13 protein-coding genes and 1 pseudogene are annotated in these 14,197 nt (G+C 68.0%); 9 read left to right on the top strand and 5 right to left on the bottom strand.

Features of this window, described 5'->3' with window-relative positions; all coding sequences use genetic code 11:
- The first annotated feature begins 1 nt into the window (after position 1).
- The 5 genes from ACT9TC_RS07145 (at position 2) to rocD (ending at position 3,944) form a co-directional block, all read left to right on the top strand.
- A complete protein-coding gene (locus tag ACT9TC_RS07145; protein ID WP_458042670.1) occupies positions 2-436 on the top strand; it encodes a hypothetical protein in 435 nt (144 codons plus the stop codon).
- Entirely contained in the window at positions 436-672 is a 237-nt protein-coding gene (locus tag ACT9TC_RS07140; RefSeq protein ID WP_458042669.1) for a helix-turn-helix transcriptional regulator, read from the top strand. The genes ACT9TC_RS07145 and ACT9TC_RS07140 overlap by 1 nt, the downstream gene beginning before the upstream one ends.
- A complete protein-coding gene (locus tag ACT9TC_RS07135; protein ID WP_458042668.1) occupies positions 669-1,694 on the top strand; it encodes an NAD(P)-dependent alcohol dehydrogenase in 1,026 nt (341 codons plus the stop codon). Before ACT9TC_RS07140 ends, ACT9TC_RS07135 begins: the two co-directional genes overlap by 4 nt.
- A gap of 139 nt (positions 1,695-1,833) precedes the next feature.
- On the top strand, positions 1,834-2,733 hold the full coding sequence (ddaH, locus tag ACT9TC_RS07130; RefSeq protein ID WP_458042667.1) for a dimethylargininase: 900 nt from the start codon (positions 1,834-1,836) through the stop codon (positions 2,731-2,733).
- On the top strand, positions 2,730-3,944 hold the full coding sequence (rocD, locus tag ACT9TC_RS07125; RefSeq protein ID WP_458042666.1) for an ornithine--oxo-acid transaminase: 1,215 nt from the start codon (positions 2,730-2,732) through the stop codon (positions 3,942-3,944). Before ddaH ends, rocD begins: the two co-directional genes overlap by 4 nt.
- Before the next feature lie 132 nt (positions 3,945-4,076).
- Here rocD and ACT9TC_RS07120 read toward each other — a convergent pair whose 3' ends face one another.
- Positions 4,077-5,663, bottom strand: coding sequence for a molybdopterin-dependent oxidoreductase (locus ACT9TC_RS07120; RefSeq protein WP_458042665.1), 1,587 nt, complete (start codon positions 5,661-5,663; stop codon positions 4,077-4,079).
- A gap of 134 nt (positions 5,664-5,797) precedes the next feature.
- Between ACT9TC_RS07120 and ACT9TC_RS07115 the strand changes: the two genes are divergently transcribed.
- The 3 genes from ACT9TC_RS07115 to ACT9TC_RS07105 are packed head-to-tail and all read left to right on the top strand — an operon-like array spanning position 5,798 to position 9,359.
- Positions 5,798-7,591 (top strand): circularly permuted type 2 ATP-grasp protein, encoded by a 1,794-nt coding sequence (locus tag ACT9TC_RS07115; RefSeq protein ID WP_458042664.1) that lies wholly within the window; start codon positions 5,798-5,800, stop codon positions 7,589-7,591.
- Positions 7,585-8,517: an alpha-E domain-containing protein gene (locus ACT9TC_RS07110; protein ID WP_458042663.1), complete on the top strand. Its 933-nt coding sequence runs from the start codon at positions 7,585-7,587 to the stop codon at positions 8,515-8,517. The genes ACT9TC_RS07115 and ACT9TC_RS07110 overlap by 7 nt, the downstream gene beginning before the upstream one ends.
- Positions 8,514-9,359, top strand: a complete 846-nt coding sequence (locus ACT9TC_RS07105; RefSeq protein WP_458042662.1) for a transglutaminase family protein — start codon at positions 8,514-8,516, stop codon at positions 9,357-9,359. The genes ACT9TC_RS07110 and ACT9TC_RS07105 overlap by 4 nt, the downstream gene beginning before the upstream one ends.
- A gap of 62 nt (positions 9,360-9,421) precedes the next feature.
- On the opposite strand, the gene ACT9TC_RS07100 is transcribed toward ACT9TC_RS07105, so the two are convergent.
- The 3 genes from ACT9TC_RS07100 to ACT9TC_RS07090 form a co-directional block, all read right to left on the bottom strand.
- The gene (locus ACT9TC_RS07100) at positions 9,422-9,694 is read right to left on the bottom strand and encodes a DUF7218 family protein (RefSeq protein WP_458042661.1); all 273 of its coding nucleotides are present in this window, start codon (positions 9,692-9,694) and stop codon (positions 9,422-9,424) included.
- A gap of 81 nt (positions 9,695-9,775) precedes the next feature.
- Positions 9,776-11,053, bottom strand: a complete 1,278-nt coding sequence (locus ACT9TC_RS07095) for an MFS transporter (protein WP_458042660.1) — start codon at positions 11,051-11,053, stop codon at positions 9,776-9,778.
- Between the two features lie 5 nt (positions 11,054-11,058).
- A complete protein-coding gene (locus ACT9TC_RS07090; RefSeq protein WP_458042659.1) occupies positions 11,059-11,487 on the bottom strand; it encodes a MarR family winged helix-turn-helix transcriptional regulator in 429 nt (142 codons plus the stop codon).
- A 60-nt stretch (positions 11,488-11,547) separates the two neighbouring features.
- On the opposite strand from ACT9TC_RS07090, the gene ACT9TC_RS07085 reads away from it, so the two are divergent.
- On the top strand, positions 11,548-12,480 hold the full coding sequence (locus ACT9TC_RS07085; RefSeq protein ID WP_458042890.1) for an aldo/keto reductase: 933 nt from the start codon (positions 11,548-11,550) through the stop codon (positions 12,478-12,480).
- A 30-nt stretch (positions 12,481-12,510) separates the two neighbouring features.
- On the opposite strand, the pseudogene ACT9TC_RS07080 reads toward ACT9TC_RS07085, so the two are convergent.
- A pseudogene (locus tag ACT9TC_RS07080) lies at positions 12,511-14,123 on the bottom strand (DHA2 family efflux MFS transporter permease subunit).
- Between the last annotated feature and the right edge of the window lie 74 nt (positions 14,124-14,197).

Genomic DNA, 14,197 nt, shown 5'->3' with positions numbered 1-14,197 from the left:
CGTGGTCTACGAAGAACGCAACACCTGGGTCGGCCTCATCGTCAGTGTGGTCGGCGTGGGGGTCTACGTACTGCTCGTGCTGCAGCAGGCCGGCGACGGTCCGCTGACCGACGTCGTGTGGTGGCCGCTCATGCTGTGGACGATCGTCGGGAGCATCGTCGCCTCCATCGTGATCAGCATCCTGTGGGGGATCCTTGCCGGCATGCGCGATCGCGACGGCGTCGGAAAATCCGATCAACGCGATCGAGACATCGCCCACATGGGCGGCCGCGTCGGACAGGCGTTCATGGTGATCGCGGGACTCGGCGTGATCGTGCAGAGTGCGCTCCAGGTGGATTGGTTCTGGATCGCGAACACGATGTTCGCGGGATTCGCCCTCTCAGCCTTCGTCGGCGGAATCGCGAGCGTCATCGCCTATCGGCGGGGGCTCGCCTGATGGTCAAACCCACGCGGGTGACCAACTCGATCCGGGCCATCCGTGAGGGGGCCGGGCTCACGCAGGCCGAGCTCGCGGCACGGATCGGGGTGACGCGACAAACCCTCATCGCGATCGAGCAGGGCAAGTACTCACCGAGCCTCGAACTCGCTTTCCAGATCGCGCGCGTCTTCGCGGTCGGTCTCGACGATGTGTTCCAGTACCCCGCCGATCCCTCTGCGAAGGAAGAGTCATGACGGATGCGTCGGTTCCCGAAAATATGACGGCTTGGCGTCAGGCGGCCTACGGTGGCCCCGATACCGTGCAGTCGGCGCGTGTCGAGGTGCCCGAACCGCGCGCCGGCGAGGTTCTCGTGCGAGTTCGCGCCACGGCGCTGCACGCGGGTGACGTTCACATCATGCGCGGCGAGCCCCTGCTGGTTCGGGTGTTCTTCGGGCTGCGCGGGCCGAGGGTCGCGACGCGCGGGATGGATGTCGCGGGGACGGTCGTTGCGGTCGGGCCGGGCACCGGGACCGTGGGTGCGGCGCTCGCCCTCGGCGATGAGGTCGTCGGAGAGCTGCCCGGCGGCGGGCTCGCGGAGTACGCGATCGCCCCGGCCGCGAGCGTTGTTCCACGCCCGGAGTCGGTCGATGCGGTCGTGGCGGCCGCGCTGCCCGTCTCCGCGGGAACGGCCTGGCAGACACTCGATCTCGCGGGCGATCGCGTGGGTGACGGCCGCCGCGTGCTGGTGATCGGGGCGAGCGGCGGAGTCGGCACCTACACGGTTCAGCTCGCTGCCCTCCGGGGCGCCGAGGTGTGGGCTGTCTGCGGGGCCCGCAACGAGCGACTCATCGCCGATATCGGTGCCGTGCGCACGTTCGACTATGCGCGGGTCGACGCCGGAGCCTCACCGCCCGAGCTGCCCGCGGCATCCTTCGACGTCGTCATCGACGTGGTCGGCCGCGCGCCGCTGCGTGCCCTTCGCCGCCTGGTAGCGCCCGGGGGCAGCGTCGTCCTGGTGTCGGGCGAGGGGGGCCGGCTTCTCGGGCCCATCGGACGGATGCTCCGCGCCGGGCTGCTCTCCCTCACCCCGGGCCCGCGACTCAAGCCGCTCGCGGCGACGGCGAAGCCGGACATCACCTGCGAGCTGCTCGCCCTGGTCGAGGCCGGACGGCTGCAGCCCGTGATCGAGCGGACCTACGCGCTCGCCGAGGCCGGCACGGCTCTCGCACACGTCGACGGCGGCCACTCGGTCGGCAAGGTCGTCGTCACGGGGTGATCGCGCTCCACCGCTCGGGGTGAGAGAATGCCCGTGGCGTGTTCGTGCCGACCTTTCCTCGCCGCTCCCCCGGGAGCCCGAGTCGAAGGGCCGCCGGACCTCAGGACAGCGTCCGCCGCACCTCTACCCAGGAGCAGAGATGTCGACGCACCCCCTTTCCCCCGCCGCAGAGCCCACCACGGCGCCGACCGCGGGACGCGCCGCGCAGCACCGCCGATACCTGATGTGTCGGCCTGACCACTTCACGGTCAGCTACAGCATCAACCCGTGGATGGAACCCAGCCGCCCGACCAACACCGAGACGGCGTTGCGGCAGTGGCAGACCCTCTACGACACGTACATCGCGCTCGGGCACGAGGTCGAGCTGATCGATCCCGTGCCCGGCCTGCCCGACATGGTTTACACGGCCAACGGCGGATTCCTGATCGACGGCGTCGCCTACGGGCCGAAGTTCCACTTCGCCGAGCGCGCCCCCGAGGCCGCGCACTTCAACGCCTGGTTCGCCGCGAACGGGTTCGAACTCACCGAGGCCGTCGAGACCAACGAGGGCGAGGGCGACATCCTCCTCGTCGGCGACACGATCCTGGCCGGCACCGGCTTCCGCTCGACGGGTGACAGCCACCGCGAAGTGGGCGAGGTCTTCGGGCGCGAGGTCGTGAGCCTGACCCTGACCGACCCTCGGTTCTACCACCTCGACACCGCGATCGCTGTGCTCGACCCCGTGCAGGGTGCCGAGCGCGGAGGATCAGATCATGCCACCATCGCCTATCTGCCCCAGGCCTTCGATGCCGCGAGCCAGGCCGTACTCGCCGAGCGCTACCCCGACGCCATCCGTGTCTCGGAGGCGGACGGCGACGTCTTCGGCCTGAACTCGGCGAGCGACGGGCGGAACGTGCTGATCTCGCCCCGCGCGACGGGCTTCGAAGCGCAGCTGCGCGAGCGGGGCTACAACCCGATCCTGATCGACCTGTCCGAGCTGCTGCTCGGCGGCGGTGGCATCAAATGCTGCACGCTGGAATTGAGAGGCCGCGCATCATGACGAATCTCGACACCGCGAGCATCCGTGTCGTCGCGCTCGAGGGCGAACACCTCGCCCACAACTACCACCCGCTGCCCGTCGTCATCGCACGGGGTGATGGCGCGTGGGTCACGGATGTCGAGGGCAAACGCTACCTCGACCTGCTCTCGGCCTACTCGGCGTTGAACTTCGGCCACGGACATCCGGCGATCCTCGAGGCCGCGCGCGAGCAGCTCGATCGCCTGACGCTGACGAGCCGGGCTTATCACAACGACCGGCTCGGTCCCTTCGCCGCAGCGCTCGCCGAGCTTGCCGGAAAAGACATGGTGCTTCCGATGAACACGGGCGCCGAGGCCGTCGAGACCGGCATCAAGCTCGCGCGCGCCTGGGGCTATCGGGTCAAGGGCATCGCCCCGGATGCGGCGACCATCGTCGTCGCGGACGGCAACTTCCACGGCCGAACGACCACGATCGTCGGCTTCAGCGATGATCCGCAGGCGCGCAACGACTTCGGGCCGTACGCGCCCGGGTTCGTGCAGGTCCCGTTCGGCGATACCGCCGCGATCGAGGCCGCGATCGACGAGAACACCGCGGCCGTGCTGATAGAGCCGATCCAGGGCGAGGCCGGTGTGATCGTGCCGCCCGAGGGCTACCTGCGCGCGGTGCGCGAGATCACCGAGCGCCACGGTGTGCTGATGATCGCGGACGAGATCCAGTCCGGGCTCGGACGCGTCGGCACGACCTTCGCCTGCGATCGTGAGGACGTCGTGCCCGACGTGTACCTGCTGGGCAAGGCACTGGGCGGAGGCATCCTGCCCCTTTCTGCGGTCGTCGCGAACGCCGATGTGCTGGGCGTCATCCGGCCCGGGGAGCACGGGTCGACGTTCGGCGGTAACCCGCTGGCCGCCGCGGTCGGTCTGCGGGTCGTCGAGATGCTGGCATCGGGCGAGTTCCAGGAGCGTGCCCTCGCGCTGGGCGAACACCTCGGGGCGAAGCTCGCGGAGCTGGTCGGCTCGGGCGTGACCGCGGTGCGCCGGGCCGGGCTCTGGGCGGGCGTCGACATCGACCCGGCGATCGGCACGGGTCGCGAGGTGGCCGAGAAGCTGCTCGCTCGGGGTGTGCTCGTGAAGGACACCCACGGTCAGACGATCCGGATCGCCCCGCCCCTCGTAGTCCGTGCGACCGAGCTCGATTGGGCTGTCGAACAGCTGCGTCTCGTGCTCGCCGACTGACGAGCGGGCATTTCGTCTCGTCGCTGCGCTCCTCGCTCAATGACCGGAACCTCGGTCGCTGCGCTCCTCGCTCAATGACCGGAACCTCGGTCGTTGAGCGAGCGCAGCGAGACGAAACGTCCGAACCGAGCGTCAGCTCACGCGGATGCTGAGCTCATCCCAACCCGTCGCGCCGTCGGGCACGACACCCTGCACGTCGCTCGTCTGCGTTTCACCCTCGACGTTCGTCGCACGGCAGCGGATGGTGTGCTCACCGGATGCCGCGGCCCACGGCAGGCTCCACTGCACCCACGTGTCGTCCGAGATCGCGGTGGCGAGCGTCGCGTCCTGCCAGTCGCCGCCATCGATCTGGACTTCGACGCCCGAGATACCGACGTGCTGCTGCCACGCCACCCCGGCGATGACCGTGTCGCCCGCGGCGAGCACCGATCCGCTGCGTGGCACGTCGATGCGCGACTGCAGCTTGATGGGGCCCCGTTCCGACCACCCACGGTCTGTCCAGTACGCGGTCGCATCCGCGAAGGTCGTGACCTCCATCTCGACGACCCACTTCGTCGCCGAAACGTAGCCGTACAGGCCCGGAACCACCATCCGCACGGGGAAGCCGTGCTCGGCGGGCAAGGGGTCGCCGTTCATGGCGACCGCAAGGATCGCATTGCGATCGTCGGTCAACGCCTCGATCGGGCTGCTCGCGGTGAAGCCGTCGATCGAGCGCGAGAGCACCATGTCGGCCCCGGATGTGGGGCGCGCGCGTTCCAGCAGCTGCCGGATCGGATAGCCGAGCCACAGGGCATTTCCGATCAGATCGCCGCCCACGTCGTTCGAGACGCACGTCAGAGTCGTGACGCTCTCTTCCAGAGGCAGCGCGAGCAGCTCATCCCAGCCGATCGTGATCTCTTCTTCGACCATCCCGTGGATCCGCAGCGACCACTCGGCGGGGTCGACCTGCGGCACGATGAGCGCGGTGTCGATGCGGTAGAACTGGTCGTTCGGCGTGATGACGGGGGTGAGGCCCTCGATGTTCAACTCGGCGCCGGCCGGCACGGGTGCCGCCGTGGTCGCCGGAGCGGGGAGGCGGATGGCGTCGCGAACGGCCGTCGCGGCTCGACTCCCCGAGCGCACCACGGTGGAGCCGACGGCGGCGAAGCCTCCGATCACCGCGGCTCCCACGCTCCAGACGAGGAACCGACGTCGGTCCGGATCGGCACCGTCCCGGGCGGGGGTGGTCGGCGCATCCGTCGCGGCAACCGACACCGCCACACTCGCCGGGCTCCGCCGCGGCAGCCGCCGCACGATCATCCCGAGCGCGACGGCGGCCGCCGCCGCCGAGATCACCGAGGGCAGCCACGACACCGCCGTCGCGTTCGCCCGGGTCATGGCGGCCAGAACGCCGAACGCGCCGAGAGCCAGGACGATCACACGACCCCAGGGTGGTCGTCGCGTCTCGAGCAGACCCGCCGCCGCGGCGACGAGTGCCAGGACCACGGCGATGCCGGTGAGGAGCGCGATCTTGTCGAGGGTGCCGAAGAGGGCGATCGCCAGATCCTTGGCCCACGGTGGGGCGAGGTCGATCATGAGCGAGCCGATGCTTGCCGTAGGGCTGGCCGTGGGCGAGATGATCGCCGCCGCCAACTCGCCGAGGCCGGCCCCGAACGCGACCGCGGCGACGCCGGCCCAGCCCGCCGAAACCCGGCCCGGTTGCCGCTCGCTCTGCGTCATGGTGAGAGCCTACGTGCGCCTACGCCGCGGCGGGCGGGGCTGAGCAGTGCATTCGCTATGAGCCGTCGCGGAGGTGTGTGAGCCGCGCCGAGACCGAAACATCGCGGCAACACGGCCACGGCTAGGCTCGGGGGATGGGTGACCTTTTCGACGGCTACGGCTCAACTCTTGCGCCGCGGAAGACAGCCGAGGGCCTTCCCGCCTACGACGAGATGTTCGGCGGGCCGGAGCATCCGGGAGCCCTCGCGGAGTCCCGACAGGCATATCGCGAGCTCTATCAGGCTCTTGCCCGGATGACTCAAGAAGAGTTACGCGGGCGCACCGACTCGCTCGCGAGCTCGTATCTGGCCCAGGGTGTCACGTTCGACTTCGCGGGCGAAGAGCGGCCCTTCCCGTTGGATGCCGTTCCGCGCATCATCGACTTCGACGAGTGGTCGCATGTCGAAGCGGGCATCAAGCAGCGCGTGCGCGCTCTCGAGGCGTTCCTGGATGACGCGTATGGACGGCAGAACTGCGTCCGCGATGGCGTGATTCCGGCGCAGCTCATCGCCTCGTCGCAGTACTTCTATCGCCAGGCCCACGGCATCCATTCCGCCAACGGTGTGCGCATCCAGGTGTCGGGCATCGACCTGATCCGAGACGAGCACGGCAAGATGCGCGTCCTCGAAGACAACGTGCGTGTGCCGAGCGGTGTGAGCTACGTCATCTCGAACCGTCGTGTCATGGCGCAGACGCTTCCCGAACTTTTCGTGTCGATGCGGGTCCGACCGGTCGGCGACTACCCGAACAAGCTCCTCGCCGCGCTCCGGGCATCCGCCCCGCCCGGAATCGACGAGCCGAACGTCGTCGTCCTGACTCCGGGCGTCTACAACTCCGCCTACTTCGAGCACACGCTGCTCGCCCGGCTGATGGGTGTGGAGCTCGTCGAAGGGCGTGACCTGCTGTGCGCGGGCGGCAAGGTCTTCATGCGCACGACCCGCGGGCCCCGTCGGGTCGATGTCATCTACCGCCGCGTCGACGACGACTTCCTCGATCCCCTCAAGTTCCGGAGCGACTCGATGCTCGGAGCCCCCGGAGTGATGCTCGCCGCGCGGCTCGGCAACGTCACGATCGCCAACGCGGTCGGCAACGGCGTGGCCGATGACAAGCTGCTCTACACCTACACGCCCGACCTCGTCCGCTACTACCTCTCGGAAGAGCCGATCCTGCCGATCGTCGATACCTGGCGCCTCGAAGATCCGGGTGCGCTCGAAGAGGTGCTGGATCGTCTGCCCGAACTCGTGGTCAAGCCCGTGGACGGCTCGGGTGGCAAAGGGCTGGTCGTCGGACCGGATGCCTCGCGTGCCGAACTCGATCAGCTGCACAAACGGCTGATCGCCGATCCCCGCGGCTGGATCGCACAGCCCGTCATGATGCTCTCGACGATCCCGACCCTGGTCGAGGACGGGATGCGCCCGCGTCACGCGGACCTGCGTCCTTTTGCCGTGAATGATGGTGACGACATCTGGGTGCTGCCCGGTGGGTTGACCCGCGTCGCGCTGCCCGAGGGTGAACTCGTCGTCAACTCGAGCCAGGGCGGCGGGTCGAAGGACACCTGGATCGTGGGAGGCTCCGCGCCGACGCACGTCGAGTACGGCCAGGGGCACGGAATGGCGGGACTCGTGGCGGATCAGGCCGCGACGGTGACCGAGTCGATCTCGATCATCTACGACGAGGGCGAGGACGAGCGACAGTCCGAGGTCAGCCATTCGCCGCAGGACCGCCCCCGCAGTCGCATCGAGCAGCAGGAGCAACAGCAGCAGCAGAGCGAGGGCAGTACTCCCGTTTCGTCTCGTCGCTTCGCGCCTCGCTCAACGACCGACGGACGGTCGGTCGTTGAGCGAGCGCAGCGAGACGAAACGACCGGTGCCGAGGACGAATCATGCTGAGCCGCATTGCTGAAAGTCTGTTCTGGATCGGCCGTTACATCGAACGCAGCGATGGCACCGCACGCATCCTGGATGTGCACCTGCAGCTTCTGCTCGAGGATCCGTGGATCGATGAAGAGATCGCGTGCCGCGCGATGCTCACCGTCATGGGCTCGGCCGCTCCTGCCACATCCGAGACGATTCGCCGCGACGACGTGCTGGCACGGTTGGCTGTGGACCGGATGAACCCCGCGAGCATCGCCTACTCGCTGACAGCCGCGCGCGAGAACGCTCGGCGAGCCCGAGAGATCGTCTCGACCGAACTGTGGGAGGTCCTGAACACGACGAGCGCGCGGATGCCGCGCCGTCTACAGACCGACAAGGTGCACGAGTTCTTCCAGTGGGTGCGCGAGCGCGCCGCACTCGCGACCGGCATCGTGGACTCGTCGACCAGCCGCGACGAGTCGTGGCAGTTCTTCACCCTGGGCCGCAGCATCGAACGGGCCGACATGACCGCACGTTTGCTCGCGACGCGCTCGCTGACCGAGGCATCCGGCCCGTCGTGGACGACGATCCTGAGGTCCTGCGGAGCATACGAGGCGTACCTGCGGACCTATCGCGGCATGCCGTCCGCGAAGAACGCGGCCGAGTTCCTGCTGCTCGACCGGCTCTTCCCCCGTTCGATCATCTATTCCATCCAGCGTGCCGAGGACTGCATGAGCGCGATCGACCCCCGCGCGGACCGCGTGGGACATTCCAATAACGTGATGCGCGCGCTCGGGCAGATTCGCAACGATCTCGAGTATCGACCGATCGGTGAGATCTTGGGCGAACTTCCCCGCCATATGGACCGCGTGCAGAGCGTCACGCGCGAGGCATCCGAGGCGATTCGCCAACGGTTCTTCCCGACTCGGGCGGAACCGAGCTGGATCGGGGAGATCTCGTGAAGCGCCTGAGGATCGAGCACGCGACCGGATTCTCGTACCAGGGCGACGTTTCGGCGTCGTACAACGAGGCACGGATGCTTCCCGGCACCACGGAGAGCCAGTTCGTGCTGAGTTCGTCGCTCGACATCGAGCCCTCGACATCCGTCAACACCTACGTCGACTACTTCGGCACCCGGGTGAGCGCCTTCGATGTTCTCTCGCCCCATGCCGACCTGCAGATCACGGCCCGCAGCCTGGTCGAGGTCCGTCCACGGCCCATCGAGCACAGCGGCATCACGTGGGAGTGGCTCGCGGCCGAGGCCGCTCGCTCGATCGAAACGGTGGAGCAGCTGGCACAGACGAACCGGACGATGCCGCATCCCGACGTTGCCGAGATCGCTCGGACCATAGCGTCCCAGCACGACGACCCGGGTCGGGCCGCGCACGACATCGTCGTCGCGATCGGCGATGCGGTCGAATACATGTCGGGGGTGACCGGCGTGCACTCGACCGCCGCCGAGGCGTGGGATGCCCGCAAGGGCGTCTGCCAAGACATGGCGCACATCGCGCTCGGGGCGCTGCGATCCGTCGGGATCCCCGCGCGGTACGTGTCGGGATACCTTCACCCGAAGCCGGACGCCGCGGTCGGTGTCGCGGTCACGGGCGAGTCCCACGCCTGGGTCGAGTGGTTCGCCGGCGAGTGGCAGGGATTCGATCCGACGAACAACATCGAAATCGGTGACCGTCACGTGCTCGTGGGCCGGGGGCGTGACTACAACGATGTTCCGCCGCTCCGGGGCGTGTACGCCGGCCCGTTCAAGAGCCAGCTGTTCGTGCGCGTCACGATCACGCGCGAGGCCTGAGCCTCCAGATCAGGGCGGGCCTTCCGAGGTGTGAGATCGGCGTGTGAGGCCGGGCGGCTGAGTCAGTGGTCTCGGAGGGTGCGAATCAGTTCGTCCTTCTTCTTGCCCGAGTAGCCCGAAAGTCCTAGTTCCTTCGCGCGCTTCTTCAGCTCGGGAACCGTCCAGTCTTCGTAGCTGCCGGACTCGCCACCTCTGCTGCCGACGCGGGACCTGCCCTTTTTCGTACCGCCCGCGGCATTGGAGATCCGTGCGGCCTTCTCTTTTGAGGCGCCGTCATCTCGCAGTGCCTCGTACATCTCCGGGTCCTTCAGACGTGAGTCCTTTCCGCGCGGCATGATTGCCTCCTTTCGCTGAGGCGCCCACCAAACCACGGGCCGGGCGCACGCGGAAGGCGGTTGACACGCGCGGTCGTGGTGTTAGGTCTGCGTCGGGTTCGCGCCCGCAACGACCGAGATCGGCCGCGTCTGATCCAGTGACAGGGCGAAGCGACGCGTGCGATGGCGGTGCAGGCGCCCCGAAGCCAGCAGCCAGGTCACCCCGATGATGAACGCCGTGAGACCGGCGGCCGAGCCGACGAGGATCGCCGCGCGGGGGCCGAGTTCGGCGGCCACCCAACCCACGATCGGTGCACCGATAGGTGTGCCGCCCATGATGACCGCGAGGTAGAGGGCCATGACGCGCCCGCGCAGGCTCGGTTCGGTCGTCGTCTGCACGTATCCGTTGGCCGTCGTGAGCATCGTCACGATCGACAGGCCCACCAGGATCTGCGTTGCCGCGTAGGTCCAGTAGGTCGGCATGAGAACGGATGTGGCGGATGCCAGCGCGAATCCGATGGTAGCGAGCACGATGACTCGCAGGCGGGCCCGGTCGCGCCGTGCGGCGAGCAGCGCACCCGCCACGGAACCGATCGCAAGGATCGACGAGAGAAGACCGAACCCGTCGGCGCCCTGGCCGAACTCGAGCGCCATGGTGGACGCGAAGATCGGGAAGTTCATACCGAACGCGCCCACGAGGAAGACCATCACGAACACGACGATCAGATCGGGCCGGACGCGCACGTAGCGGAAGCCGTCGGCTAGTCGCGACCCCGCGTGCGAAACGGCGCGGGGCACGAGTTCTTTCTGGCGGATCAACAGCAGCGCGATGACTGTCGCGAGGAAGGTGGCCGCGTTGACGAGGAACACCCATCCCGTGCCCACCGCGACGATCATCAGCCCGGCCACCGCGGGGCCGATCAGGCGCGCGCCGTTGAACGAGGCCGCGTTCAGGGCGACGGCATTCGAGGTGTTCTCGCGCGAGACCAGGTCGGTGACGAAGGTCTGCCGGGCCGGATTGTCGAACGCCATGACCACGCCGAGCGCCAGCGCGAATGCGTACATCATTGGCAGCGTCATGGCGCCGGCGAGCAGCAGGACGCCGAGCGCGATGGCGAGCAGCAACAGGATGCTCTGGGTGAGCTTCAGCAGCCGCCTTCGCTCGAACCGATCGGCGACCCAGCCCGTGACGCTCACGAGCAGCAGCGGCGGGCCGAACTGGAGCGCCATGGTGATGCCGACCGCCGTTGGATCGTTGTCGGTGAGCTGCGTGAGCACGACCCAGTTCTGCGCGGTCGACTGCATCCAGGCGCCGACGTTCGACACCAGCGCGCCGATGAACCAGACCCGGTAGTTGAAGATCGAAAACGATCGGAACATGGCGCTCATCGCTCGGCCACCCGCGCCATGATGATGGCCGCCTCGGCGAGGGTTGCCCGCTCGGCGGGGGAGAGATCGGCCAGCGCTGCCTCGAGCCAGGCGTCGCGCAAGCGAACCGTTTCGGCCACGACCTCACGCCCAGCATCGCTGAGGGCGATGTTGACCTTGCGGCGGTCGTCGGCGTCCGAGGTGCGGGTGACGTAGCCGGACTCCTCGAGGCAGTTGATGATCCGGTTCATCGACGGTGCCGAGACACGCTCACGCTCGGCGAGTTCACCGAGCGTGTGGGGGCCCTTGAGGTTCAGCCATCCGAGCACCGCGATCTGCCCGTCGCTCATCGAGTTGACCGCTCGCTCGGCGCGCAGGCGTCGCGAGAAGCGCATGACGGCGAGCCGGACGGCAGACGCTTCGGAGGCGAGGTTGGGCGACGACATAGATCCTTAGCATAGGTCATTACCTATGCTAAGGAATTGATAGTCGTGGCAAACTGATGGATCACGCGAGGAGGCAGCATCATCACTCTCACCCCCAGCCCTTTCACGCCCAGCGCTCTTATTCCCAGCAAGGTCACGCTCGGGACGTCTGGACTCGGCCGGAATACCGAACCCGGTAGCCGAGAGGAGGCAGCCGCCGTCGCGAGTGCGGTCGCCATGTTCGCGTCCGCGCACGCCTACATCGACACATCGAACAACTACTCCGAGGGGCGATCCGAGGCCGTGCTGGGTCTGGCGCTCGCCGAGGCCGGCGGGGAAGCGACATCCCGCGTCATCACCAAGGTCGATGTGGACCCCGTCACGGGGGCGTTCGATCGCGACCGTGTGCTGCGGTCGTTCGACGAGAGCTGTGCTCGACTGGGGATCGATCGGGTGCGGCTTCTGCACTTTCATGACCCCTACGCCGTCAGCGTCGCCGAGGCGATGGGGCGGGGCGGCGCTGTGGAGGGGCTTCTCGAGTTGCGCGACGCGGGTGTCGTCGGTGCGATCGGGATAGCGACGTATCCCATCGACGAGATGATCGAGTACATCGAGACCGGTGCCTTCGACGCTGTCCTCAGCCACAATTGCTTCACGCTGCTCGGGCAATCCGCGACGCCGCTGTTCGAGCGGGCTCAGGCTCGGGGGATGACGGTGTTCAATGCTGCCCCGTTTGCCAGCGGCATCCTCGCCAAGGGTGCCTCCTCCACCTTCACCTACGGTGCGCCGTCGGACGAGATCCTCGAGCGGCTGCGCCGGATCGAGGAGGTGTGCGGTGACTACGGCGTTCCGGTTCCCGCTGCGGCCCTGCACTATTCGCTCCGGTCGCCGCTCGTGGACTCGACCGTCGTGGGGATCAAGACCGTTGAGCGTCTCCGAGAGCTCGACGAACTGGTCGCGATCGATGTCCCCGATGAGATCTGGCCGGCTCTGAATACCGCAGTATCGGGCTGATCCGCGCGGCACCCGGGCATGATCCGGCGCCTACGGAGCGGCCGTCTCGGCAACGTTTTCTTCGTCTTGGTCGTCCGGCCTGCGGGCCGAGCCGAGCGACAGCGTCGCGACGAGCCCGACCGCCAAGAATCCTGCGGCTGTGAACGCGGCGAAGCGCGTGCCATCCGAGAACGCCTCCTTCGCGTCATCCACGAAGGGCGCCGTTTCGGGGTTCTCGCCCAGGCCCGCGATCGCACCGCCCGCGGAATCGACCACCGCGCTGACAAGCTGATCGCGCTCGGCGACCGGCACGCCCGCGTCGTCGAGTCGAGAGGTGAGGACGCCCGCCGTGCCGGCGAATAGCACCGTGCCGAGGATCGCGATGCCGAGAGCCGACCCCACCTGGCGCGCGGTCGACTGCGCACCCGATCCCTGACCCGAGAGCGACACGGGCACATCCTGCAGGATCACGCCCGTCAGCTGCGCCGTCGCCAACCCGACACCGAAGCCGTAGACGAAGAGCGCGGGCAGCAGCCATCCCCATCCCGCATCGGGCGCGATGATGAACGCCACCCAGGCGACCCCGATCATCTCGCGAGGATTCCGATCCGCACCATCACGACGGGCCGGATGCGCCCCGATGTTGCCCCGACGATGCCGCTGGCGAAGAACGAGCCGATCGCGAGGGCGAGCAGGACGAGCCCGGTCTGCAGTGCGTCGAAGCCGAGCACGAACTGAAGCCAGAGCGGCAGCGAGAGGATCAACCCGAACTCACCGAGTGAGATGACCAGCGCCGCGATGTTGCCGTTGCGGAACGACCCGATGCGGAAGAGCGAGAGATCGAGCAATGAACTGCGCCCGACGTGCTGCCGGTAGCGCGTCCAGACGAGGAACGCGACGAGCGCGAGGGCCGTCACCACGAACGCGACGGGCACGGGCGACAGCGGCCCGGGCCACGTCAGTCCACCGATCGAGAAGGGGCGATCGGCGAGCCACCAGCCGTAGGTACGGCCCTCGATCAGGCCGAAGACGAGCGGGCCGAAGATCAGCACCGACAGGGCCGCGCCGACGAGGTCGAGCGCCCGGCGTGTGCTCTCACGCGACTCGTTGATGGTGAGGAGCACGCCGATGAAGATCAGGATGCCGAGGGGAATGTTGATCGCAAAAGCCCAGCGCCACGAGAACGACGTGGTGAGCCATCCGCCGAGGAGCGGGCCGACCGCCGCCATGCCCCCGATCGTCGAGCCCCAGACGGCGAAGGCGATTCCGCGCTCGCGGCCGCGGAAGGTCGCGTTGATCAGCGACAGGGTCGTCGGCAAGATCATGGCGCCGCCGATGCCCTGCACGAGACGCGCCAGGATCAGCAGGCGCGCCTCGGGCGCGAGTGCGGCGAAGACCGATGAGATGACGAAGATCGTCACGCCGATCAGCAGCAGCCGACGTCGTCCGATCCGGTCGGCGAGGGTGCCGAACAACAGCAGCAGCGAGGCGAACACGAGCGTGTAGGCCTCTTGCACCCACTGCACCTCGGTCGAGGTGAGCCCCAGCTCGTCGACGATCGAGGGGACCGCGACGTTGACGATCGTCGAGTCGACGATGATCAACGACACGGCGATGCTGATGAAGACCAAGCCCGCCCAACGGCGGTTGGAGCGATCGATCATGGTGGGGCACTTTCTCGCGTGAACGGCGCGACTCTACACCCGTGTGAGGGTGCTCTCGGCGGTAGGTTCGAGGT

This window comes from Microbacterium sp. HM-570 (genome assembly GCF_054165885.1).
The sequence above is the reverse complement of the archived record's forward strand: the minus strand, read 5'-3'. Positions and strand labels throughout refer to the sequence as shown.